This window comes from Acinetobacter tibetensis, from assembly GCF_023824315.1.
Taxonomy (GTDB): domain Bacteria; phylum Pseudomonadota; class Gammaproteobacteria; order Pseudomonadales; family Moraxellaceae; genus Acinetobacter; species Acinetobacter tibetensis.
Genome location: NZ_CP098732.1, coordinates 556,535 through 581,882, shown reverse-complemented (window position 1 = coordinate 581,882; position 25,348 = coordinate 556,535). Strand labels below are relative to the sequence as shown.

Genomic DNA, 25,348 nt, shown 5'->3' with positions numbered 1-25,348 from the left:
CTTGGCTTTTATGATGCAGTATGCTTAACCTGCAAATTATCGATGAGTCGGGTTGTGCCCAATTTTGCCGCAACAAACAAAACAAGATCCTGATTAAATTGATCAATACCTTGTAATTGTGGTGTACGCGCTTCTACATAGTCCACAACTAGACCTGCTTCTGTCAACGACGTTTTAATATTCGCTAACACTTCTGTTAAATCAGTGCCTTGCTGCAATTCTGCTGCTGCATGTTTCAAATTTTGAAAAATGCTTGGCGCAATTTTACGTTGCTCTTCAGTTAAATAACCATTACGCGAGCTTAAAGCCAAACCATCTTCTGCACGTGCAATTGGTACACCAATCACTTCCAATGGAATATTTAAATCACGCACCAATTGACGAATCACCGCCAACTGTTGAAAGTCTTTCTGACCAAAGAAGGCATAATTCGGTTGTACAATATTAAATAACTTGGTCACAACAACGGCCACGCCATCAAAATGACCAGGACGTTGTTTACCACACAAATCATTGGTAATTTCTGAGACACTAATATTGGTTAAACGTGGCTGCTTACCATACATTTGCTCGACCGATGGTGCAAAAATAATGTCACAACCAACATCTGCCAAAAGCTGACTGTCTTGATCTAATGTCCGTGGGTAATTATCAAAATCTTCATTGGGTCCAAATTGAATCGGATTCACAAAGATACTGACCACAACCACATCACAAAGTTTGCGTGCTTCACGTACAAGGTTCAAATGTCCTTGATGTAAATTCCCCATAGTCGGAACAAAGCCGATAATTTTTCGCGCAGTACGAGCTGGTTGCAGTGATCCTGCTAAGCCTTGTATCGTCGTTTCAGTTTTCATATTACAGCTCTACTTGAAAAGTATGTTCTTTTGCTGGGAATGATTGATCGAGCACAGCGGCATGATATGCCTTAAATGCATCTAAAATTGCAGTTTCCCCGGCTTGCTCTTTCATAAAATTACGCACGAATTTGGCTACGCGTCCAAATGTTAAACCGAGCATATCTTGTACAACTAAAACTTGTCCATCTGTTTCAACACCTGCACCAATACCAATCACAGGAATGTGCGGAAAGCGAGCCGTCACTTCTTGACCCAATTGTGCAGGCACACATTCGAGTAACAATACCGCAGCTCCTGCATCAACCACAGCTTGGCAATCTGCCAGCAATTTATCTGCGGCTTCACGTGAACGCGCTTGCAGCTTATAACCACCTAAAACATGGACAGATTGCGGGGTTAAACCCAAATGCACACAGACTGGAATACCATTACGGGTCAATACTTCTACAGTTTCATTTAACCAAGCACCGCCTTCAACTTTGACCATCTGCGCGCCCGCTTGCATCACGGTTTTCGCATTCACCAATGCATCATTCAGCGTTGCATAAGACATAAATGGTAAGTCAGTCATAATCAACGCATGTTGATTACCACGGCGCACAGCCGCAGTGTGATAAGCCATGTCTTCAACGGTTACAGGTAAAGTTGAATCACGACCTTGAATCGCCATCCCTAAAGAGTCACCAATTAAAATCGTATCGACTTCAGCAAGCTCCATTGCTTTTGCCATGCTCGCATCGTAGCAAGTGAGGCATGAAAACTTACGTCCATCTTGTTTAAATTGTCTTAAGTCACTCAGACTAATCATGAGATGTTCCTCTCTAGAAGTTCCTAGAACATACCTTTGTTATTAAATATTGGCCCAATGCTGATCAGCCACTTCAGTTAATGTGGTGTGCTGTAATAAATCAAGGCGATCTAATCGGTGTCCCTGAATGTGTAAATTTGGGTCTAAGTCCAATAATGGAATAACCACAAAATCACGTTCTAAAATTCCAACATGTGGAACGGTCAAACGCTCATGTTGAATCTGTTCATCACCATACAGCAACAAATCTAGATCTAAAGTACGCTCTCCCCAACGACGCAGACGAACCCGCCCTGCATCCTGCTCAAATTGTTGTAATTGATCCAACAATGTCAAAGCAGCCAAGTCCGTTTCCAAACGTGCTACCGCATTAAAGTAATGCGGTTGATCTTGAGGCCCCATGGGTGGACTTTGATACAATTTAGATGTACTCACAGCACCCAATGTTGCTAACTTCTGAATGGCTTCAGTCAAAATTTGGCGCGAATCGCCCAAATTACTCCCCAAGCCGATATAGCTCACAATCTTCATTGGGTTGGCCCAAAAACGACTTGGTTTAAATCACGTTTTACCCGTTTTCTCTTTAAAATAGGATGATCGTGATTCAATTCAGAGGTGTTATGAGTTGTCGTTCGAGAAGCAGTTTCTGTAGTTTTGGCTTTTCGGCTTCGACGACTACGTGGCTCTTGCTCTTGCACCAAAGGTTCAATATCAACTGCAATCTTGGTTTCCGCTGGTTCTTCTTGAGCAACCTTACGACGTGTTTTGGCACGTTGCCGGTTATATTGACCGATCGCACGCTCTTTTTCGTCCGTAGACATCAGTTGATAAGCATCCCACCAACTGCCCATAGATTGCGTGGTATTATCGCCTGCTTTTTCACGCAACAATAAAAAGTCAAAGCCTGCACGGAAGCGCGCATGGTTAGACAATGCTTCAATTTGTTGAGGTTTCGGGTTCAACAATCGGGTTTGCATTTCCCATACTTCACGAATAAAGGTTTCAGCAAAACGCGGAATCACAGTACGTGTTGCTTGACGCTTTAATACGTCCAGTCCCGCTTGAGCGCGTGCTTCTGCAGCCACCACACCTTTTTGCAAGTAAAAATCACAACGCTCTAAAAAAGGTTTCCATAGCAACACTGCATAGAAAAATGCAGGATTAATGGTTTTACCAATTTGAATTCGCTGATCGGTATTTTTCGCAGCACGCTCAATAAATGGTGTGATTTCAGGGCGAATCTCTGCAAAAAGCTGATGCCAAATGCCAAAATCAATCAACATTGGGAGCACTTGGTACAAATGCCCCATGGTAAATAATTTTTGTGATTCATCATAAAGACGATGCGGTGAGACATCACGCAAAAGCTGTGTACGCTCAGGTGTAAAAATTTCTAAAATTTTTGGATCAATACTAAATTTTAATTTGGCAGAAAAACGCAACGCACGCAGCATTCGCACTGGGTCTTCCTCAAAACGCAATTGAGGATCACCCAGTAAACGCAAAGTACGACTTTGAACGTCTTCTACTGCATTACAAAAGTCGAGCACAATAGCTTTACGGGGTTGATAATAAAGTGCATTGATAGAAAAATCACGACGAGAAAAGTCTTGCTCTATCGAGCCCCAATTATTATCACGCAGGATCATGCCCGCAGCGGAAGTCACTGCTTTTTTTGGTGGTGCTCGGAACGTCGCCACTTCAATCAGTTCACGCCCAGAATAGACATGAGCCAACTCAAAACGACGACCGATAATACGGCAACGACGGCCGAACACTTCTTTAATTTGTGAGGGTGTGGCATTGGTCACGGCATCATAATCCTTCGGATTAAGGCCTAGCATTAAATCGCGAACACCGCCCCCTACGATATAAGCCTCGTAGCCCGCTTTGGTTAGGGCATCAATTACATCAAGAATTGAAGCAGGTAGTTGAGCGGTGGATAAACCACATTTTGACGCGCGCAAAGTTTGCAAAAGACGCTGTCTCCTACGCCTGAACGTAAAATATCTAAGATGGTGCTAATCATATCTCTAACACAATCAAAGGGCAATTTGATTATCTCTACGCATGACCGAATATTGCATATCAATCCTGCAAAACCCAAGTCTAGAGTGCTAAGCGGTCTTTATTTTTTTGCAAGAGCTTAGGTCCAATACCTTTAATCTGCTGTAACTCATCAATAGTTTTGAACTTTCCGTGCTGTTGCCGATACTGCAAAATCGCTTCGGCTTTTTTCTCACCGATACCTGAAAGCTGCTGCAATTGTTCTGATGTTGCACTATTCAAGCGTATTTTATTGCCCGATACCGTATTTAAACTGGGTTTTGACAAATAATAGTTTGCATCGGTACGTGATGAACCCAGTCGAGCATCTTGGGCTTGTTGTTGTGCTTTCCAATTCAAGTACTGTTGATCAAAGTTTTGCGCATTTACACGATCTAGTCCAAAAATCAGGAACGTGAAAAGTGTCAATATTCGCAATAATCGAATAGCGTTAAAATTCAGCTGCATAAGTTGCCTGTATTTATTATAAAGTCATATGTTTTTCGCCTGCTCCCACAATTGGTCCATTTCCATCAAGGATAATTGCTCTACGGTTTTGTTTTGCAATTGGGCTTGATTTTCAATGTAAGCAAAGCGTGTTCTAAATTTATCAATCGTTCCTAACAGGGCGATTTCATTATTGACGCCTAGTTTACGTCCAACATTGACCAAAGAGAATAAACAATCTCCCAATTCAGCTTCTATTTCGTCTGAGTTTTGTTGCTTGATTGCTTGCTGTAATTCAGCAAGTTCTTCTTCTAATTTGGCATAAGCATCTGCCACATTGGCAAAATCGAAACCAATATGCGCCGCATTTTTTTGGATCTGCTCTGCTTGTTGTAAAGTTGGACCATGCTTAATTTGGTCTAAACGGGATTGTGGTTTGCCTTGTTTTTCTTGCTGTTTAATTTGCTTCCACAGAGTTGACACTTCTTCTGCGGTCAACTGATTAAACTGTTCAGCCTGAAAAACATGTGGATGACGGCGAATCAGTTTTTCAGTAATCCCTTGCACCACATCCTGAAAATTAAAAGCATCTTGCTCGCTGTACATTTGGGATTGAAAAACCACTTGGAGCAACAAATCACCCAGTTCTTCTTTAATATGTTGAATATCACCAGAACGAATTGCAGCCTCAACTTCATAAGCTTCTTCAATCGCATAAGACGTTAAACTATTGGGCGTTTGCTTTTGATCCCACGGACATTTTTCACGTAATTCTTGCATGACCGCCAATAGTTGTTCCATTGCTTACTCTCTCTTCAATCTTTCTTATAAACCACGTATATAAAAAAGCCTGCTCTAGGCAGGCTTTTTAATTCGCTTAATTGCCTTGAATTAAGCGGCGCGCACTAATGATGCCGGGTTGCTGCTCCAATCGTGCCAACAAACGCGACAATTGTGCCAAACCTTTCACCTCAATCAACAATTTCATATTGGCAATACCATCTGCTTCAGAAATGGTGTTTACCTGACGAATATTGATTTGGTCCGAGAAGATCACTTGAGTTAAATCTTTCAACAAACCACGGCGGTCATAGGCTTCCACCACAATCTGTACACTTTGACCACGTGTAGGTTGCATTTCCCAGTCGGCTTCTACAGCCCGTTCAGGTTCTTGACCAATCATACGCACATAGTCAGGACACGCGACCTTATGAATACTGACCCCACGATTTAAGGTGATATACCCGCCAATCAACTCACCATGGACAGGTTGACAGCATTGTGCAACATGCAATTCCACATTATCCAAGCCATCGATCAAAATCCCATGCGCTGACAGCGTATGACTGGCACGTGGATTCAGAGCCGGTTTAAGCACCAGTTCAGGTTCATCCTGATCCAGATGCATATGACGATTCACCTGATTCATCAAGGCATGTAGACTAATATCCCCACTCACCAAGTTGATCAGAATGTCATCCCCTGTTTTCACATTAAAGTGATTACAGTAGTCACTTAAATCGATACTTTTGGGATGAATCGCCAGACGTGATAATTCTTTGTTGAGAATGTCACGACCAATTTCTAGGTTTTTACTGCGATCTTGCTGACGGAACCAATGACGTAATTTATCGCGGGCACGTGCTGTTCGGATATAACCTAAAGAATTCACCAACCAGTCACGATTCGGTTCACGATCTTTTTTGGTTAAAATCTCAACTTGCTCACCTGTTTTCAAGGTGTAGGTCAGTGGCACATAACGTTGGTTCACACGTGCAGCATAGCACTTGTTGCCCACTTCGGTATGGACATGGTACGCAAAATCCAGCACCGTCGAACCGCGTGGCAACTCCTTAATATCCCCATCACGACTGAACACATAGATTTTTTCAAAGTCTTCAAACTCTTGAATCTGTTCAAAGTTTTCAGAATCTTCATCTTCTTTATGCGCACTGGCATCATTACGCTCTTGGAAGTGTTCTAACACGGCGCGCAATGAATGCAAACGATGATTGAAAGAGCGATCAGTGGTTTTCGCGCCTTCTTTATAGTTAAAGTGCGAACACACGCCCAACTCTGCTTCTTCATGCATGTCGCGGGTACGGATTTGTACTTCCAGTGATTTGTTTTCGGCAATCACCGCTGTGTGTAAAGAACGATAGCCATTGGCTTTCGGATTGGTAATATAGTCATCAAATTGATGTGGAATATGACGCCAAATTTGATGCACGATCCCCAATGAGTGATAGCATTCAGGAACCGACTTCACCAATACCCGCACGGCACGAATATCATAAAGTTGATCAAAGCTTAGGTTTTTACTTTTCATCTTCCGATAAATCGAATAGATGTGTTTCACCCGCCCATTAATTTCAGCTTCAATACCATGATCGGCTAACTCATTCTTGAGCTTATCAATCACAAACTGAATATAGTGTTCTCGTTCTAGACGCTTTTCATTCAGTAATGACGCAATTTCTTTATAACGTTCTGGCGCCAAATAACGGAAAGCTAAATCTTCCAGTTCCCACTTTAATTGTGCAATTCCCAAGCGATGTGCCAATGGAGAATAGATGGTCAGAATTTCTCGTGCGACACGTTCCTGACGCTCACGTGATGATTTTGCCAATTCACGTAAGGCATAGGTACGTTCTGCCAGCTTGATGAGTACAACCCGAACATCTTCCGTGACTGAAATCAGCATCTTATAGATGCCCGTCAAATGTTCACGCTGATCATTATTAAAATGATCTTCTAAGCGTTTATTTTGTTCAATCAACTCGGAAAGTTTACCCATAGACAGGGTTCCTTTTACCAAGCTAAACACCTGCTCACCAAAATGCTGACGGACAAAATCAATGCTCATGAGTCCTTCACGGACACTGCGGTACAACATTGCGGCAGATAAGGTATCTTCATCGACGTGTAAATGCGCCAAAATATCGGCCATCTCGATCCCTGTATAAAAGGTGCTCGATCGATGATTTATGGTGGATTCTAACTCTTTTTGCAGAGTCTCTTTTGCAACTTCTTCGAGTTGCTTGAGCGCTGCCCCGTCTAAAATGCTGCGTACTCGATCTAACCATTCGGCTAAATCGAGTTGAGCTTGTTCGGCATGCTCTACAGTCGCTTCCTCAGACAACTCATTGAGTCGTCCAGGCAATTGCTCACGTACTGTGACCATACCCTTCTCCTACGAAATGATCATTCATATTATAAATCGTTTATCTCTTTTTCTTGCTCAAATAAGGCAATTGATTCGACATGTTCAGTATGCGTAAACATATCCATCACACCCGCCTTTTTTAATCGATAGCCATATTGTGCCAAAACACCTGCATCCCTTGCCAATGTTGCTGGATTACATGATACATAAACGATTTTTTTTGCATTAAATTTAGGAACATAATGCATTACCTCTTCCGCGCCTGAACGTGGAGGGTCTATCAATAATGCATCAAATCCCTGTTTTGCCCAAGAATGATGCGAAAAATCTTTTGTTAAATCTTGTGAAAAGAATTCAATATTGGTCACGGCATTGCGACGTGCATTGTCCTGACCTCGTTGTACCATTTCATCACTTCCTTCGACCGCAATCACCTGTCCTGTTGATCCTACACAACGTGCAAGGGGTAAAGAAAAGTTGCCAAGTCCACAAAAGAGATCTAAAACACGATCACCTTGTTGCAGTTGAAGCAATTCACATGCCAGCTTGACCATTTGCGGATTTACAGTTGAGTTCACTTGAGTAAAATCCAGTGGACTAAAGCTAAAATTCACATCAAAGTCAGTTAAAGCATAATGTAAACGCATTTCAGCCTGTGCCTGATCCACACGCTGTACACTGTCTGGACCTGCGGGCTGTAAATACAATTGCCATTGTTTCTGTAACGTAAACTGTTTTAATTGGTTGACATCATGGTCCGATAATTTTTCTGTATGGCGAATCAGTAAGGCAATATCCTGATCTCCCATTGCTAATTCTATATGCCCAATCGTGGCTTTGGCTGTTAGACTTTGGAGTAACTGTTTTAAACGCGTAATCGAACCAAAAGCCTGATCAAGCACTAAACAACGATCAATTGAAGTCAATTTATTACTTTGCTTTTCACGAAATCCCACCACAAGTTGATCACGCTGTGGGAAATAACGTACGCCAATACGGGCTTTACGGCGGTAATCTTCTCGTAAAGAGCGAATGGGCGCCAACCATTGTTCTGGCTGTAAGCCTGCAAAATGCTGTAAATGTGATTTCAGCACATCCTGTTTAAAACGAATCTGCTCATCTTTCTCAATATGCTGCAAGCTACAACCACCACAGACATTAAAATGCGGACAAGCTGGCTTCACCCTTAGTGTAGATGATGTGCCCAAGACTTCAACACAATCTGCTTCTTCTAAACGCTTATTGCTGTGTGTAATTCTGGCACGAACCGTTTCACCAGGTAATGCCTGAGCAATAAAAACTTTTTTGCCGTGTTTTTCTACAGGGTGTGCGGCATCCGTACCATAATGGGCAATCCCTCGTCCCTCATGCGAAAGTGTCTCAACCTGAAAAGTATAAATCGGTTGCTGACTTGGACGGGTATGCTTACGATGCTTCATGAAAACCTAGTTTAAATGGTGAAAATCGGATGTTGTAAATTCTGTCTGTTGTGACGTTTTACGCCAAATTTCTAGAAAATCAGTATGTTGTGGGTGAATCTGTAGCAACTGAATGCTGGCCTGTATCCAAGCGCGATGCTCTTCTAGTTGCAACTGACCTTTTAATAACAACCAGCGTAAATAGATCAGCCATGTATTTAATACATCACCTTCACAATAGCCAGTTAAATCCTGCCATTGTTGTAACCGAACATATTCGGGGACATGATAACTTCCGTCACCACGCTTACCAGGAAAACCCAATAAATGAGCGGCATCATCCAATTTCTGGAAATGACGCAAATTAAACATGGCCATTACATCCATTAAATCAACATGACGATGATGGTAACGGTTCTGGTAGTTATTATACTTCTTCTGATGATCAATCTCACCCTGATCGAACAAACTCGATGCAGATAATCCATGATACATAGCACGGAACAAAATCACAGGAAGATCAAACTGTGAACCATTCCAACTAACCAGCGTCGGATGCTTCTTATCAAAAATGGAGAGAAACTTCTTTAAAATTTCAGCTTCTGAATACTGCTCTCGACTAAATGAAAACAGTTTCATCGCCCCTAATTCATCGACCCATAACCCCGAAATACAGACAATTTCATGCAAGGGCAAGCGCTGAAAATCCATGCCAGACTCTTGACGACGCAACTTGATCAATGCTTGCTCTAAATCTGGCTCAGGTAAATCTAGACCGTAAAGATGCGACCCAGACTTTAAGTCCGTCATGGTTTCAATATCAAAAACTAGAACAGGTAAACGCATCTTCAGTCTCTATAATGGAGCTTAAATTATTCAGGATCTTGTACCGAAAACAAACCTGTCGATAAATAACGGTCACCACGGTCACAAATAATGCAGACAATGACCGCATCTGGATTTTCTTCTGCAATACGTAAAGATGCCCACACCGCACCACCTGAAGATGTCCCCGCACTAATGCCTTCTTTTTGTGCCAGTTTACGCATGGTTTTTTCCGCTTCAATTTGCGGAATATCCATAATACGATCAACCCGGCTACGATCAAAAATAGTCGGCAAATATTCCTGTGGCCAACGACGAATTCCCGCAATGCTCGAACCATCTTCTGGCTGTAAACCCACAATTTGAATCTCAGGATTTTGTTCTTTTAGGTATTTCGACACGCCCATAATGGTGCCTGTGGTGCCCATTGAGCTGACAAAATGGGTGATTTTCCCACCCGTTTGTTGCCAGATTTCTGGCCCCGTGGTCAGGTAATGCGCTTCGACGTTGTCAGGATTACCAAACTGATTCAGCACCAAACCTTTCCCTTCAGCTTGCATTTGCAACGCCAAATCGCGCGCACCTTCCATCCCTTGCTGCTGAGTCACTTCAATTAACTCTGCACCATAGGCACGCATGGCATCTTTACGTTCTTGGCTCATGTTGTTAGGCATAATCAATTTCATATGATAGCCTCGCATCGCCGCAACCATGGCAAGTGCAATACCCGTATTGCCACTAGTCGCTTCAATCAAGGTATCCCCCGGTCGAATTTTCCCACGCTTTTCTGCCTGCATAATCATGTTATAGGCTGGACGGTCTTTGACTGAACCCGCTGGGTTATTGCCTTCTAATTTTGCTAAAACCGTAGCTTGCGTGTGATTTGCTAGACGCTGTAAACGCACTAGCGGTGTTTTTCCTACATAGTGGTCTAACAAAAATTCATCGGCTTGAAAATCGGGGATTGTGTTACTCATTATGTGTACCTTGATCGAGGTGCGGGTATTGTATGAAAAAATAGGGTGTCCTGCACCCATTTCGCAGGGTTTTTCATGAAAGTGATTAAAGCGCGGTCAGTTTCAAATAAAGCATGCTAATATGCTGAGCATAGGGAATTTACTACATTTGCCATGCCGAATATCAATAAAAAGTTATTTAAACGCTTACACTTAAATCATGCGTATGGGCAACTGATTGCCATGATTTTTGTGCCTATTATGATTTTGGCTTGTGTAGGCACGGCATTGGTTTTATCTGAAACATCGAATGCAGCAAAAGCGCAACAGCGCCAAATGGCCATTGCGATTTTAACTCGCTACCAAAGTACGGCCGAATCGGCACTCGACTTGCTCAATCGCTATCCATGGCACTATGACCAAGCGCAAAATGCCATGCAGTATATGTTCAATGAAAAGCTCTTAAATCATGCCACCATTATTGACCATACTGGTGCTGAACGCCTGAATATTGGTGGAGACGCATATTCAGCTTGGCCAAAATACCCGAAAGACAAGAATTTTTTTGGACCATTAAAACTCAATGGCAATCATGTCTATGGCATGCAGATTAATGAATCACCTCATCAAAAAGGTTGGTTGCTGATTGAACTGGACAATCAACCCTTACAAATTGCACGCTATCGCGTCCTGATTGTGTTGGTGGCAACGGGGCTTTTAACCTTATTACTCTTGCTGTTGTGTTTAAACTTCTATTCACGTCGTTGGATTGCCCCCATGTACGAGATTCGTATGCAATTACAACGTCTGAATGCCGACACACTCGATCAACACATGATCATTAACAGTACGGGCGAGCTTCGACTGTTACAACGCGATATTGCCAATGTAGTAAAACGACTTCATTTTAGCTTTCTAGAGTTAAAAGAACATACAGAACAAACTGAAGATGATTTAAGACGTACGCTGGATACTCTAGAAGTACAAAACATTACTTACCGCCAAGCGCGTGACCAAGCGATTTCTTCCAATCAGGCAAAATCGGTATTTCTTGCCAATATCAGCCATGAATTAAGAACGCCTTTAAACAGTATTGATGGCTTTATTCATTTACTCCTTCGTCAGGGCAATTTAAGCAACGAGCAAAATTTATATTTACAGACCATTCGTAAATCTTCTGCCCATTTATTGGCATTGATTAATGATGTTTTAGATTTTTCTAAAATTGATGCGGGCAAACTAGAATTAGAAACTGCCCCCTTTGATCTGGAAGAAGCCATTTTTGATGTGATGGACATGTTATCGCCACTGGCGGCACAAAAGCATATTGATATGGCGTTCTACTATGGCGATGACGTCCCCAAACAAGTCATTGGTGACACACTCCGCTTTAAGCAAATTTTGACCAACCTGATTTCCAATGCCATCAAATTCACCCCCGATGGTGAAATCATTGTTCGAGTACGCATGAAGCATGATGATATTGGACAATGCTTACTGCACTTTAGTGTCCAAGACAGTGGTATTGGCTTAAGTGGGACAGATCGCAAACGCTTATTTGAATCCTTCTCGCAAGGTGATGCTTCGGTCACACGTCAATTTGGTGGCACTGGATTAGGGCTTGCGATTTCCAAACAATTGGTGCATTTGATGCAGGGTCAAATTGGTTTTGAAGACAACCAAGAACGTGCACCCACCGAAAAAGGTTCGACCTTCTGGTTTACCGCCATGTTTGCTGTCGATGAAGAATATGAAATTGTTCATCCACAGTTCGAACACATGAAAGTGGTGTCTTATTTGGCACATCCTGCGGCTGCACATGTACTGCGTCACTATCTCGAAAACTATCAAGTCGAGCATATCGAATCCGCATCCATTCTGGATTTATTTAGTCGCCTAAACCAAATTCAATCGCAGCAAGAAAATACGTGGTTGATTGTGGATCACAGCGGCGATACCCAAGCCATGCTGAAAGAAATTCGTAGTCGCTATACGGGTAGTCTTGCGGTTTATGGCTACCAAATGGCACTCGATCCCAATATGCTGAATGAATATCGTGCACGCCCACTGTATCAACCTCTGAGCCGTAACGCACTGATTCAACTGCTCAGCAATCAATCCATGTTCCAATCTGAACAACATGAAAACTTTGATGGTCAAGGCTTACATATTTTAGCCGTCGATGACCATTTACCCAACTTGATTGTTCTGGAAGCCCTACTGGCCGAACTGAATGTGACCACCACCAAGGCGCAAAGCGGTCAGGAAGCCATTGATATTATTCAGTCGCGTCTGGAACAAAAACTAAAACCTTTTGACTTGGTGTTTATGGATATTCAAATGCCAGTTATGTCTGGTATTGATACCACACGAGCCATTCGCGCACTAGAATCCACCTTAGAAGAAGAAACGCACCTGCCCATCATTGCGCTGACTGCACATGCTTTGGCAGATGAGAAACAAAAACTTTTAAAAGTCGGCATGGATGACTATGTGACCAAACCAATTCAAATGGAGCAAATCATTCAAATCTTGACGCATTGGACCAGTAAAAGTTTTGATAAAGCCGCCATTGTAGAAAAAAACATCGTCATTGAAGCACTTGATCCACAAATTCTGAACTGGCAACAAAGCTTACAACTGGCAGCCAACAAAGAAGATCTGGCGATTGATCTTTTAAAAATGTTAGTCGACAGTTTCCATACCGAACTCGATGAAATGCAACAACTGATTGAATTAGAAGATTTCCCTCAGCTTGAACATGCCTTACATCGCTTGTACGGCGCCACACGCTACGTGGGCACGCCTAATCTACAAGAATCTTCAGGGTCATTTGAACAATTTATTTCGACGCTACGTAAAGAAAAGCGTCGTGCCGACGAACAGTTTATTCAAGAAGCGATACAACGCTTTGATGATCTCAAGCTCATCATGCAACAAGTGAAACAAGCAGCTCAGTCAATTTTAAATAAACACATGCAATAATTTCAGGGAAAAAAGATGTGACTGAGCTGTCATGCAAGCGTGTCATGTGCATGCTATGCTCCGATGCAAAGCAAAATTAGAGTATCCAACATGGCTTTATTACGTGTAGAAAAACAAAACGGAATCGCGACAGTCAGTTTAAACCGCCCAGAGAAGCGCAATGCCATGAGCTTTGCCTTACTCAATGAACTGGTCAAAGTCGCCAATCAACTGAAAAAAGACCGCAGCGTTCGTTGTGTCATTTTAACGGGTGAAGCTCATGTATTTAGTGCAGGCATTGATCTTGCCGATTTAAATAATCCCAAAAACCGTGCTTATGCAGCATGGGAACTGGTCAAACCCGGACAAAGCCTGTTCCAAAAAGCCTTCCTTATTTGGCAAGAACTGCCTGTGCCTGTCATTGCAGCACTAGAAGGTTTTTGTTTTGGCGCAGGCATGCAATTGGCTTTGGCGGCAGATATTCGTATTGCCCATCCTGATACCCAAATGTCAATTATGGAAAGTCGTTGGGGACTTGTGCCAGACATGGGTTTAAGCCGCTCGCTTAAAGGAGTGATTGGTCTTGATTTAGCCAAAGAGTTAACCCTGACCGCCCGTATTTTCGATGCCAACTATGCCAAAACCATTGGTTTAGTCACACATTTATCTGAGACGCCATTACAACAAGCACAAGCCCTTGCAGAAGAAATGCTGCAACGCTCCCCAGATGCCTTAGCAGCAGCCAAGCAAGTACTGGATGCAATGGAACATCAACCACGTAAATCTTTACGTTTAGAAAAAATCTGGCAACTGAAACTTTTATTAGGTAAAAACAGTCAACTGGCGCGTAAAAAAGATAAACAACCTGAAGTTCAATTTGTTCCACGTCAGTTTCAATAAAGTTTAGGCAACATACATAAGCGATAGAGAGATTCCAATGAGTTTTGATCGTAATACAAAAATTGCATTTCTAGGTATGGGACTCATGGGCAGCCGTATGGCCACCCGATTGCTTCAAGCTGGATTTGAAGTGGCCGTATGGAACAGAACCGCAACTGCCTGTGATGTGCTCATTGATTTAGGTGCAACTGCGCTAAAACTGGAAAACATTGCAGACTATCCCGTCATCCTAATCTGTCTTTCAGATGATTCTGCTGCACAACAGGTGATTGAAAAAATTCAGCCATTCTGGACTGCGAATCAAGTAGTTGTGGATTTCTCAAGCTTATCTGTGGATAAAACCAAGACACTGGCATTATTAGTACAACAAGATAATGTGCATTGGATTGACTCCCCTGTTTCTGGCGGAACAGCGGGTGCGGAACAAGGCACATTGGTGATTTTTGCAGGGGGCAATGCCGAAATCATTCAAAGCTTAAGTCTGATTTATAATGTACTTTCGCAACGTGTTACACGCATGGGAGAAACAGGGACAGGACAAGCCACCAAAATTTGCAACCAATTAATTGTCGCAGCAAGTAGCACCTTAATAGCAGAAGCAGTTGCCTTAGCGCGTCAAGCAGGTGTCGATACCACCCTACTTGCTCCAGCATTGGCAGGTGGATTTGCTGATTCAAAGCCGTTTCAAATTTTAACACCAAGAATGGCCAATCATCAGTTTGAACCTGTACAATGGAAGGTGCAGACTTTATCAAAAGATTTAAATAATGCTGTGCAGTTGGCTAAAAAATTTCAATTAGATATTCCAGTTGCAAAAAAAGCATTATCGGAATTGCAGGCACACCAGAATAAAGGCTATGCTGAATCAGATTTAGCCACTGTAATTCAACATGTTGAAACAGAATAATAATGCAGGAGCAAGCTCATGACTAAACTCGCAGTGAATCTTTCCATGATCTTTACTGAAGTGCCACTCATCGAACGTTTTGCACTGGCTTATGCTCATGGCTTTAAGCATATTGAAATTCAATTCCCTTATGAACTTAGTATTGCTGAAATTCAAAACCAACTGATCCAGCACGATTTAAGTTTATGCCTGATTAATGTGCCTGTTGGAGACCTCATGCAAGGTGGCAATGGTTTGGCAGGTATTCCTGGACGAGAACTAGAATTTCACCAAGCTCTAGAATTAGCAATTCAATATGCCGTTGCGTTAAAAGTACCGAACGTTAACATTTTAGCGGGTAAACAACCACTCGACTGTGACTTATTGCCTTGCCTAAATACTTTAGCCAAAAACTTAAAGCTCGCTTGCTTTATGCTGGCAGAACATCATATTCAACCTGTGTTTGAAATGATTAATGGCACAGATATGCCGCGCTTCCTCATTCAAAATGTTGCACAAGCTCAAGAGATTCTAGAAGCAGTTCAACATCCCGCACTAAAAATGCAATACGATTGCTACCACATGGCAATGATGGGTGAAAATGTACTAGAAGAATTGAAAGAAAATATTTTAGAAATTGGACATATTCAATTTGCAGATTGTCCAGGGCGACATGAACCCGATACCGCACAAATTCACTTTAAAGAAATTTTTGATTGGTTAAGCCACAGTGATTACACGGGTTTTATTGCTGCCGAATATCGCCCACAGGCCCACTCGAACCATTCATTTGCATGGAAAAACAAGTACTTTGCTGAGCATCCACAAAGTTAAAAAACAGACAATTGAAATTTGGTGATAAAACCGCTATATTAGAGCATGAGTTATTGTCAGGAATTATGACCCTTTATGAATTTAGAACCATCGCCCAGCGCTTCTAATTCTCTCGATCTCGCAATGAATTCTCAAGCTCAAGATGTGCAAGCTTGCTTAAAAGTTGTACATGAAGCTCTATTAGATGTAAAAGCAAAAGATATTATCGAACTTGATGTTAGCAGCATTAGCAATGTCGCAGATGCGATTGTGATTGCAAGTGGTACATCAACTCGTCACGTGAAAGCACTTGCCGACAATGTGGCTGAAGAAGCGCGTAAAGCTGGCTTCCGCCCAATCGGTGTCGAAGGTGAACGTGATGCAGAATGGATCCTTGTTGACCTTGGACTCATCGTGGTTCATGTCATGTTGCCGACTGCGCGTAAATTTTACGACCTAGAAAGCTTATGGCGTACAGCTCCAGAATCTGTAGCATAAGAAAAATGACCAACATGGTCTACAAAAGCCAGTTAATCTTGAAATTAACTGGCTTTTTTGTTAGCCAAATTTAAGTCGACAGTTTAAATCAGTTGATGCAAATCAACATCCATAAATTGTTGTTTAGTTTGTTCTTTTGCACGTGCAAAAACGAAGTCTGCTTTGGTCGGCCCATAAAATTCACAATAAACTTCGTAAATTGCTGTAATCACCTGAGAATAACTCATAATCGGCAAATCACTAATAAACTCAACGTCATGTATTGCAGCTTGTTCTACTACCGCATACCCCAGATCCGTCAATCGTACTTTCACATCCTGATCAAAGTCCGAAAAATCTGTCTGAGCCACAGCTTTCACCACACATCCTACAAATTGCGCAAAGGCATCACTCAGTTGTCCTGACACCAAAGCCTCTTGTTTTTCCTGAGGTTTGACTTGAAGTAAGACCTGTTTTTCGACTTCAGCAATTTCGAATAAAACTTGGCGTAGCATATCTTTACGGTAAAAACGAAGTTCGTCCGTATTACACACTTCGCTTAAAAAGCGATTGAGTACAAAAGAAGGCTTATCTCCATATTCTTGCTCCCAATAGCTCAGAACTCGCTCTAAAGCGATTCCCTTCAAATACTGGCTTAAACCACGCTCAATCGCTGTTCTTTTTTGTCCTATGGTGAGTAATTCATTTGGCATGCTCAACACTCCTTAATGACGTTTAGTCATTCCATCAGTTTCAAAAGTTACATCACGTTGAAACTCCGGATAAGACAATTCTGCATGTTCGGTATAGTCAAGTCCGCGCTGCTCATGTTGCTTACTGACACGTAAGCTACCCAATACTTTTTCAAGTACTTTAAACACCACAAAGGCCACCCCAAAACCCCAAACAAAACCAGCAATGACACCTAAAAATTGAATTGAAATAATTTGTGAATTAAATGGACTCGCTTCATAAAACAATCCGGCTGCAATTGTTCCCCATGCTCCACAAAAACCATGTACTGTCACAGCATCCACGACATCATCCAACTTCAACTTTTCAATCAAAACTGGCATAACACTTACCACCAAGCCTGCCGCCAATCCCGTCACAATTGCAAACAATGGCGTCATTGTTGCGCAACCTGCGGTAATCGCAACTAAGCCTCCTAAAGATGCATTAATGGTGGTGCGGATCAGAATCGCTTTTCCACGTAGTAGTGCATAAAACATGTAGGCCACTGCTGCTGCACAAGCAGCAAGGTGCGTATTCAAGGCAATACGCCCAATACTCACCGTCGCATTGACCGTCGAAGCTGCATTAAAGCCAAACCATGCTAGCCATAAAATAAAACCACCCAATGCCACCAGCGGTACATTATGTCCCGCCAAATAGTGCGACTGCCCATTACGACCGAAGCGCCCTAAGCGAGGACCTAAGACCACAATCCCTGCCAACGCGACCCATCCCCCAATGGAATGCACAACAGTTGAACCTGCAAAATCAATAAAACCCAATGACTTTAACCAGCCCTCACCTTCAAACAGACTGCCCCATGCCCAACTTCCAAACACAGGGTAAATTAACCCACTCACAAATGCTGCACTCACCACGTAGGCAACAAAGTGAATTCGTTCTGCCATAGCACCGCTGGCAATGGTGGTTGCAGTTGCCGCAAACATCATTTGGAAGAACAATAAGTTCCAATGCCAATCATCCAAATGATTGGGGGCAAAATGACTTGCGCCAAACCATCCTGTGGTATTAATGCCAAACATCAAACCAAAACCAATTAACCAAAACACTAAGCCGCCCAAACAGGCATCCATGTAGTTTTTCATCAGGACATTAACCGTGTTTTTCCCGCGTACAGAGCCACTTTCAACCAAAGCAAAACCAGCTTGCATAAAAAACACTAAAATCCCGCCCATCACCACCCAAACACTGTCGAGTGAAAGTCGAATTTCTTGGATATTTTGTGCTTGCGTGGTTACCGCATCAGCAGTAAAGCCTGTAGTAGTAACACCCCATAAACCTAGTAAAAGTAAATAAATTATTTTTTTCATGAACATTCCCCCGAAGTCTGTTCACAAAATGCAAAATCAGTGCCAAGCACAACACATATTTTTTATGAAGTGCTGAACTAGCCCTGCTATATGACTGTGCTTTTATTTAGCTGTGTACAGGTTTTATCCTATATTTTGATTGCTGTTCACGCCAATGCTGGAAACAGACATAAAAAAAACCACCCCGAAGGGTGGTTTCCAATTTTTTGGAGATCTTAGTAAGCTGTAATACTGTAAGGCAAATTCAATACATATCGATAACTGTATTACCCTACAACCTCTTTCTTCGCAAGTGCAGCAAACATAAGTGGTCCAACTTGTTCATCTGTTAAAGCAGGGAACAATTCCATAGAAAGAATATCATTCCACTCCATAACCCACTGTTGTATCAATTCTGCATCATCCGCTTCAATGACTGCAAAGCCTGATAACTGTGCAACAGTGTGCCATCTTCCGAGCATTTTTATACCTACAGGTACTTTTCCTCCGCTCTGAAGAAAACGCTCCATTGCAGCATTACGATTTTCTGAGCGAACAGTATACGTAGCAATAAATAACATACGCCACCTCCACCAACTGATTTTGCATACCTGATTTATAACTATGAGAGAGTTCGATAAATCATCACACCCAACCACATATATCAGTCATGCCATACAAATATTTTGACAGTTTCCACTCATTTTTGATGATATTTTGACAAATGTAATACTTTAAACTTTGTGACTTTGGATCAAATTTTAAATAATTCATAAATTTTTTTTATTTTTGGATACTTAATCAACTTCAAAAATAAAAACCACCCCGAAGGGTGGTTTTGAATCTCCCTAAATCCCTTTTATAAAAGAGGGACTTGAGAGTCTCATTTAGTGTCCGCCACCATTAATGGCTTTGGTCATATCTTCCACAACTTTCTTCGCATCACCAAAGACCATCATGGTTTTTTCATTGTAGAACAAATCGTTGTCTAAGCCTGCATAACCCGTTGCCATAGAACGCTTGATCACCATAATGGTACGCGCTTTATGTGCTTCCAAGATTGGCATGCCATAGATTGGAGATGTTGGATCGTCTTTCGCCGCAGGGTTTACCACGTCGTTCGCACCAATCACAAGCACCACATCCGTTGCTGGGAAGTCTGAGTTAATCTCATCCATCTCTAAGATGTCTTCATAAGCCACGTCTGCTTCAGCCAAAAGGACGTTCATGTGACCCGGCATACGACCTGCAACTGGGTGAATTGCGAAGCGAACTTTTACACCCTGTTCTTTCAAGATTTCACATAACTCTTTCACTGCATTCTGTGCACGACCTTGCGCCATACCATAACCCGGTACAATCACAACGCTGTCTGCATTTGACATCAGGAAGCCTGCATCATCTGCCGAACCAGAACGGTGGTTACGTTGAACTTGTTCACCTTTATCTGCCGATGCAACTGCTGCACCGCCCATTGCACCACCGAACAATACATTGATGATTGAACGGTTCATCGCTTTACACATAATGTAAGACAGAATCGCACCAGAAGAACCCACCAATGAACCCGCAACGATCAACATATTGTTTTCAAGTGTGAAACCAATACCTGCTGCTGCCCAACCAGAGAAAGAGTTCAACAGTGAGACCACAACTGGCATATCACCGCCACCCACTGGTGCAATCCACACCCAGCCAAATGCAAGTGCAAGTGCCGTCATTGCCCAGAATGCAGTCATGTTGCCTGTCGTGAAGAAGTACACACCACACGCCAACATTGCAAGGAAAATCAACGCTTGTACAGGTTTAACCCATGCACCCGAAATGGTTTTTGCCCATTTCTTTGCAGCCAATTTACCATAAGCAAATACAGATGCAGTAAAGGTGATTGCACCCACAAAACACCCCACGAACAATTCAAATAAATGAACTTTGCTCATGTGGGCATGTTGTACACCCGCAGCAGTTAAAGCAGCTTCATTTTGTGCAAATAAAGCGGTGAGTTGGTTGTTATGCAGGATTGCCGCAATCGCAATTAATACCGCAGCCAAGCCCACCAATGAGTGCATCAATGCCACTGTTTCAGGCATTTGTGTCATTGGGACAGTCCGTGCACGAGCAATACCTACGACTGCACCGAGTACCATCGCACCGCCAATCATCCAAATCACAGGATGATCTGCCACGAAGAAGGTGGTCACAACAGCAATCGCCATTGCGATCATGCCATAACGGTTACCTTGAATCGCAGTTTTTGGACCAGACAAACCACGTAAAGTTAAGATAAAGAGGACAGCACCAATCAGGTAGAACCAATCCGCATAGTCTCGAATGAATTCCATATATTAGCCCTCTTTTTTCTTTTGCTTTGGCTTAAACATTTCAAGCATACGTGCGGTTACAGCAAAGCCACCGAAAATATTGATACTTGCTAAGAACACGGCAACTGCACCCAAGATGCTCACCACATTCACACTTTGGAATGCAACATTCGCATCCACACCAATTGCAGGAATCCCTACAGTTTGAATCATTGCACCCACCACAATAATGGACGACAACGCATTGGTTACTGCCATAAGTGGTGTATGTAATGCTGGCGTAACGCCCCACACCACGTAATAACCTACGAAGATGGCAAGGACAAAAATAGTAATTGTTTCAACCATGAGAAATCTCCTTACGCACGCTTCAACAGCACTTGGCTGCCATGAGTGACCAATAGGGCTTTTTGAATTTCATCTTCTTGATTTAGGACAAAGTTTTTATCTTTATCAAACAATGTTTCGACAAAATTGAAAACGTTACGTGCATAAAGTGCTGAAGCTTCCGTCGACACTGTAGATGGAATATTTGGAACACCCAAAATTTTCACACCATTTTCAGTCATCACGGTTTCGCCTTCTTTAGAACCTTCAACGTTACCGCCAGTTTCAACTGCCATATCTAAAATGACCGAACCTGGTTTCATTTTAGCTACCGTTTCAGCACGGATAAGACGAGGTGCATCACGACCTGGCAATAATGCAGTGGTAATCACGATATCTGCATTCGATACCGCCTTATCCACAATCGCAGCTTGATCTTTAATGTACTGTTCACCAGGCATCCAGCCATAACCATTCTTGGCAGCATCGGCAGCTTTTTGCTTTTCTTCATCAGACATAGGGACGTCTAACCACTTGCCCCCCAAAGATTCTACTTGGTCTTTTGCAGTTGGACGTAAATCTGTTGCTTCCACAATAGCACCTAAGCGTTTTGCAGTCGCAATGGCCTGTAAACCAGCAACACCCACACCCATAATCACGATACGAGCTGGTTTAACAGTACCTGCAGCGGTCATTAACATTGGGAACATACGTTGATATTCTGCGGCTGCCAAAAGCACAGATTTATAACCTGCAAGGTTGGCTTGAGAAGACAATACATCCATGTTTTGCGCACGAGATAAAGTACGAGGCAATAATTCCAATGCAAATGCAGACACGTTTTGTGATGCAAATTGATCTAATTCGGTATTGCGGTAAGGGTCAAACATTGCCACAACAGTGGTGTTTGGCTCTAACTTTTGAATTTCCTCACCCTTAGGGGCGCGAACTTTCAAAATCATCTGACTGCCAATATAGGCATCTTCTGTAATTTTAGCACCGACTTGTTCATAAGCACTGTCAATATAAGCAGCCTTTACACCAGCGCCACGTTGAATGACCACACTATGACCAGCGTTGATCAATTTCTTTACTGTCTCTGGCGTAGCAGCTACACGATTTTCACCGACGACAGTTTCGGTAGGGATTCCGATCTGCATGAGCGTTCCTCAAGCTAATTTTCTCTATCTAGCAAACACCGTTAGAAACGATGTTCCCTCTGGATGTGTTCTTGTTGAATTTTGGATTCTAATTGAACTTTTTTAAATTACCACCCAATATTTATTTAATAAATACCCTCATTTTGAACTGATGATTCATAAAAAGAATTGTTCGATATATCATTCACCGGTTTTGCCTAGAACATTGCGGTGTTGAATCGCTATTCAATTGGTAAGTGTTTTATTTTATGGGTCAGAATCTCGTTGCTTTTTTTAAAACCATCGTGATTTAATCAAACGGATTGGTTTTTCTGACAAAATTCCCCTTGAATCCCGTGTGAAGAAAATAGTCCTGAGGCTATACAAAGTTCAGGCATTTTTTTAGTTTTTAGCTGCGAAGTTGACCAAGATGACCATTTATTTCGTCTTCCATTCGCCCAAATGCGATGAATTCAATTCGAAACTTCTTCCAGAAATATCTCAAGTCAAAATTCAACTCAATCTCGCTTTATTTAAATCAACAACTATTTTCAGCATAATCATGAAATATGACCAAAGTCGGATAATGCAGAAAATCTAATTAAAAAAAACTTTTCAAATCATTTAATCTGATGATGCAATATGTTTCATTCGACATGTTTTGCACTATTTTAGGTCGTTTATTATTCACATCACATGACCGTCATCTTTCAGTCCAGTCATCATTGCAATGAATCTGTAGAAAGTCCCCACCAAATAAACAAAGACTTAAATATTTTTAAAGACTTAAAGAAAATCACCTAGCATTCATATAACTTTGGTATATGTATTTTTATTTATTTCATTCAAAAAAGTATGATAATTAATCATTTTTTTGCATTTTTCTCTTCCTGACCAAAAGCCTATACTGCATATCGGTCGCAATCCTATCTTTTAAAAAGTTATATTTTCATGAATCTCTCTTTATCTCGCAGCCAACTCGGCAGTTTGTTTGCTATTGGTGCGGCTTTTTTATTTAGTAGCAAAGCGATTTTTATCAAACAAGCTTATGCCCTATCTCCACTGGTGGATGCCACGCTCTTGATGGCGATTCGTATGGCCTGTGCCTTACCGTTCTTTTTACTCATCTGCTGGTTCAATCGGGAAAAGAGCAAAGGTTTACAAGCAAAAGATTGGGGACTGCTCATGGTTGCAGGCCTGATGGGGTACTACTTTGCCAGTTGGTTGGATTTTTTAGGCTTAATGTATATTAGTGCATCTTTAGAACGCATTATTTTATTCCTCTACCCTACTTTAACGGTATTGGCATCTTGTGTGCTGTATCGGCAAAAACTTTCGGTCAAAAGTATGCTCGCCATTGTGCTCAGTTACGGAGGGACCGTTTTGGTCATGCTTCAGGAACAACAGCATGCGCCTGTTCAAGAACATTTCTGGCTCGGAGCCAGTCTGGTTTTTGCCAGTGCGATCGCCTTCGCAGCTTATCTATTGCTAACGCCCACGTTGATTCAAAAATTTGGATCATGGAATTTTACCGGTCTGGCTTTAACAACCGCTTGTCTTGGCACACTGGTACAATTTTTTTGGGTCACTCCCCATCCGATTTTATTGCTACAACAGCTCCCTGTTGGTGTACTGTGGTATGGCTTGGCACTGGGCTTTTTTGTCACCGTCGTTCCTACCGTATTACTGATGCAAAGTATTGCACGGCTTGGAGCGGCTCAATCTGCCATGATTGCATCGATTGGTCCTATCCTAACCATTTTATTGGCGGTCGCTTTTTTAAATGAACATTTGAATTTTTGGCAATGGATCGGTTGTTTACTCAATATTGTCGGAATTATGATGATCACCTTATCAAAGAAAAAGCTTGCTAACTAATACCTACTAGCACCAATAATTGTGAAAGGTTTTCACTGAAAAGCATCATCCTTTGGAGAAAGGGAGCATTCAGTATTTTCACTATTCATCTTCAATAATAGCTCGTGAAAATGTGCCCCAGCGGAGGTTTCAGCCAATACATCATTTGGGTTACGCAGTGGGCATTGCTCTAGGGATAAGCAACCACAACCAATACACCAATCCAGTTGTTGTCGCAGTTGTAATAAATGCACAATCTGCTGATCTAACTGGGTTTGCCATTGCTGTGACATTTGCTGCCAATCTTGCTTGGTGGCATTTCCTTGTTTCGGTAATGCTGAAAAGGCAACCTTCACTTGTTGCAATGAAATCCCGACTTGCTGTGCGGCTTTAATAATGGCAATACGTCTTAGCATAGAACGCTGATAACGGCGTTGATTGCCCGAAGTTCGCGCACTCCAAATCAGTTCTTTTTCTTCATAAAAGCGCACAGCAGCAACACTGACATCACTGCGTTTTGCCAAATCACCAATACTCAACCACTGCTGTGCCGATGACATTATTTGCTGATTTTCTTCCATAAAAGCTTGACCTCAAGTTAACTTGAGCTTTGATACTAACAAAAAATCAATCACAGGCAGAATTTTTTATGCAACACGGCGTATCTCATGTTCCATTTGAGTTGATGAATCCAAAAACACTTTATAATCCGCGCCCTTTTGCCTATAGTCACATGGCTGAAGTTAGACACTTTTCACGTATACTTCACATTTCAGGACAAGGTGGTGAAAACCAACGAGGACATTTATCTCAAGATTTTGCAGAGCAATTGTGTCAAGCCATGACCAATTTAGAGCATGCACTTGTACATGCCGATGCTTCATTTTTAGATATTGCTGTTTTAAGAATTCTAGTGGTTGACCATAGTCCCAAGAAACATCAGTTTTTAATTCAGGAAATACACAAGCGCTGGAAACAACATGACTTTCCTGCCTGCACACTGATTCCTGTTCCGTGTCTTGCCATACCAGGAATGCTGATTGAAATTGAAGCAACCGCTTATTGCAATTAACCGAACAAGCCAAGGAACTTT

The 25,348-nt window shown here is 42.1% G+C and carries 24 protein-coding genes; 7 read left to right on the top strand and 17 right to left on the bottom strand.

Annotated elements, in window-relative coordinates:
* Positions 1-8 precede the first annotated feature (8 nt).
* The 10 genes from panC to cysM all read right to left on the bottom strand — a co-directional run bounded on the left by panC (position 9) and on the right by cysM (position 10,547).
* Positions 9-857, bottom strand: coding sequence for a pantoate--beta-alanine ligase (gene panC, locus M5E07_RS02800; RefSeq protein WP_116761371.1), 849 nt, complete (start codon positions 855-857; stop codon positions 9-11).
* 1 nt (position 858) lies between these two features.
* Complete coding sequence (gene panB / locus M5E07_RS02795) at positions 859-1,668, bottom strand: 3-methyl-2-oxobutanoate hydroxymethyltransferase (protein WP_252221724.1); 810 nt, start codon at positions 1,666-1,668, stop codon at positions 859-861.
* 42 nt (positions 1,669-1,710) lie between these two features.
* The gene (folK, locus tag M5E07_RS02790) at positions 1,711-2,199 is read right to left on the bottom strand and encodes a 2-amino-4-hydroxy-6-hydroxymethyldihydropteridine diphosphokinase (RefSeq protein ID WP_252221721.1); all 489 of its coding nucleotides are present in this window, start codon (positions 2,197-2,199) and stop codon (positions 1,711-1,713) included.
* Positions 2,196-3,644 (bottom strand): polynucleotide adenylyltransferase PcnB, encoded by a 1,449-nt coding sequence (pcnB, locus tag M5E07_RS02785; RefSeq protein WP_252221718.1) that lies wholly within the window; start codon positions 3,642-3,644, stop codon positions 2,196-2,198. The genes folK and pcnB overlap by 4 nt, the downstream gene beginning before the upstream one ends.
* A gap of 133 nt (positions 3,645-3,777) precedes the next feature.
* Complete coding sequence (locus M5E07_RS02780; RefSeq protein WP_116761363.1) at positions 3,778-4,182, bottom strand: ComEA family DNA-binding protein; 405 nt, start codon at positions 4,180-4,182, stop codon at positions 3,778-3,780.
* 24 nt (positions 4,183-4,206) lie between these two features.
* Positions 4,207-4,962 (bottom strand): nucleoside triphosphate pyrophosphohydrolase, encoded by a 756-nt coding sequence (gene mazG, locus M5E07_RS02775; protein ID WP_252221715.1) that lies wholly within the window; start codon positions 4,960-4,962, stop codon positions 4,207-4,209.
* 76 nt (positions 4,963-5,038) lie between these two features.
* Positions 5,039-7,345 carry a RelA/SpoT family protein gene (locus M5E07_RS02770; RefSeq protein WP_252221711.1) on the bottom strand — a complete coding sequence of 769 codons (2,307 nt, stop codon included), beginning with the start codon at positions 7,343-7,345 and terminating at the stop codon, positions 5,039-5,041.
* Positions 7,346-7,374: 29 nt separating this feature from the next.
* Positions 7,375-8,766, bottom strand: coding sequence for a 23S rRNA (uracil(1939)-C(5))-methyltransferase RlmD (rlmD, locus tag M5E07_RS02765; RefSeq protein WP_252221708.1), 1,392 nt, complete (start codon positions 8,764-8,766; stop codon positions 7,375-7,377).
* A 6-nt stretch (positions 8,767-8,772) separates the two neighbouring features.
* Positions 8,773-9,591: a 3'-5' exonuclease gene (locus M5E07_RS02760; RefSeq protein WP_116761355.1), complete on the bottom strand. Its 819-nt coding sequence runs from the start codon at positions 9,589-9,591 to the stop codon at positions 8,773-8,775.
* Between the two features lie 26 nt (positions 9,592-9,617).
* A complete protein-coding gene (gene cysM, locus M5E07_RS02755; RefSeq protein WP_252221693.1) occupies positions 9,618-10,547 on the bottom strand; it encodes a cysteine synthase CysM in 930 nt (309 codons plus the stop codon).
* A gap of 153 nt (positions 10,548-10,700) precedes the next feature.
* Between cysM and M5E07_RS02750 the strand changes: the two genes are divergently transcribed.
* From M5E07_RS02750 to rsfS, 5 genes are all read left to right on the top strand, one after another.
* Complete coding sequence (locus M5E07_RS02750) at positions 10,701-13,511, top strand: GacS-like sensor histidine kinase (protein WP_252221689.1); 2,811 nt, start codon at positions 10,701-10,703, stop codon at positions 13,509-13,511.
* 90 nt (positions 13,512-13,601) lie between these two features.
* Complete coding sequence (locus M5E07_RS02745; protein WP_252221685.1) at positions 13,602-14,390, top strand: crotonase/enoyl-CoA hydratase family protein; 789 nt, start codon at positions 13,602-13,604, stop codon at positions 14,388-14,390.
* A gap of 37 nt (positions 14,391-14,427) precedes the next feature.
* Positions 14,428-15,297, top strand: coding sequence for an NAD(P)-dependent oxidoreductase (locus M5E07_RS02740; RefSeq protein WP_252221682.1), 870 nt, complete (start codon positions 14,428-14,430; stop codon positions 15,295-15,297).
* Positions 15,298-15,315: 18 nt separating this feature from the next.
* Complete coding sequence (locus M5E07_RS02735) at positions 15,316-16,110, top strand: hydroxypyruvate isomerase family protein (RefSeq protein ID WP_252221679.1); 795 nt, start codon at positions 15,316-15,318, stop codon at positions 16,108-16,110.
* 75 nt (positions 16,111-16,185) lie between these two features.
* Positions 16,186-16,587 carry a ribosome silencing factor gene (gene rsfS / locus M5E07_RS02730; protein ID WP_116761343.1) on the top strand — a complete coding sequence of 134 codons (402 nt, stop codon included), beginning with the start codon at positions 16,186-16,188 and terminating at the stop codon, positions 16,585-16,587.
* Positions 16,588-16,670: 83 nt separating this feature from the next.
* Here rsfS and M5E07_RS02725 read toward each other — a convergent pair whose 3' ends face one another.
* The 6 genes from M5E07_RS02725 to M5E07_RS02700 form a co-directional block, all read right to left on the bottom strand.
* Complete coding sequence (locus tag M5E07_RS02725; protein WP_252221676.1) at positions 16,671-17,279, bottom strand: hypothetical protein; 609 nt, start codon at positions 17,277-17,279, stop codon at positions 16,671-16,673.
* A 12-nt stretch (positions 17,280-17,291) separates the two neighbouring features.
* Complete coding sequence (locus M5E07_RS02720; protein ID WP_252221672.1) at positions 17,292-18,632, bottom strand: ammonium transporter; 1,341 nt, start codon at positions 18,630-18,632, stop codon at positions 17,292-17,294.
* A 266-nt stretch (positions 18,633-18,898) separates the two neighbouring features.
* Complete coding sequence (locus M5E07_RS02715) at positions 18,899-19,192, bottom strand: DUF3303 domain-containing protein (RefSeq protein ID WP_116761336.1); 294 nt, start codon at positions 19,190-19,192, stop codon at positions 18,899-18,901.
* 306 nt (positions 19,193-19,498) lie between these two features.
* Positions 19,499-20,953 carry an NAD(P)(+) transhydrogenase (Re/Si-specific) subunit beta gene (locus M5E07_RS02710; RefSeq protein ID WP_252221668.1) on the bottom strand — a complete coding sequence of 485 codons (1,455 nt, stop codon included), beginning with the start codon at positions 20,951-20,953 and terminating at the stop codon, positions 19,499-19,501.
* 3 nt (positions 20,954-20,956) lie between these two features.
* Positions 20,957-21,280 (bottom strand): proton-translocating transhydrogenase family protein, encoded by a 324-nt coding sequence (locus M5E07_RS02705; protein ID WP_116761332.1) that lies wholly within the window; start codon positions 21,278-21,280, stop codon positions 20,957-20,959.
* Positions 21,281-21,291: 11 nt separating this feature from the next.
* A complete protein-coding gene (locus M5E07_RS02700; protein WP_116761330.1) occupies positions 21,292-22,419 on the bottom strand; it encodes a Re/Si-specific NAD(P)(+) transhydrogenase subunit alpha in 1,128 nt (375 codons plus the stop codon).
* 930 nt (positions 22,420-23,349) lie between these two features.
* Here M5E07_RS02700 and M5E07_RS02695 point away from each other — a divergent pair.
* Entirely contained in the window at positions 23,350-24,276 is a 927-nt protein-coding gene (locus M5E07_RS02695; RefSeq protein ID WP_252221664.1) for a DMT family transporter, read from the top strand.
* 32 nt (positions 24,277-24,308) lie between these two features.
* On the opposite strand, the gene soxR is transcribed toward M5E07_RS02695, so the two are convergent.
* Positions 24,309-24,836, bottom strand: a complete 528-nt coding sequence (gene soxR / locus M5E07_RS02690) for a redox-sensitive transcriptional activator SoxR (RefSeq protein WP_228157537.1) — start codon at positions 24,834-24,836, stop codon at positions 24,309-24,311.
* 68 nt (positions 24,837-24,904) lie between these two features.
* Between soxR and M5E07_RS02685 the strand changes: the two genes are divergently transcribed.
* Complete coding sequence (locus tag M5E07_RS02685; RefSeq protein ID WP_252221661.1) at positions 24,905-25,327, top strand: RidA family protein; 423 nt, start codon at positions 24,905-24,907, stop codon at positions 25,325-25,327.
* Positions 25,328-25,348: the final 21 nt, after the last annotated feature.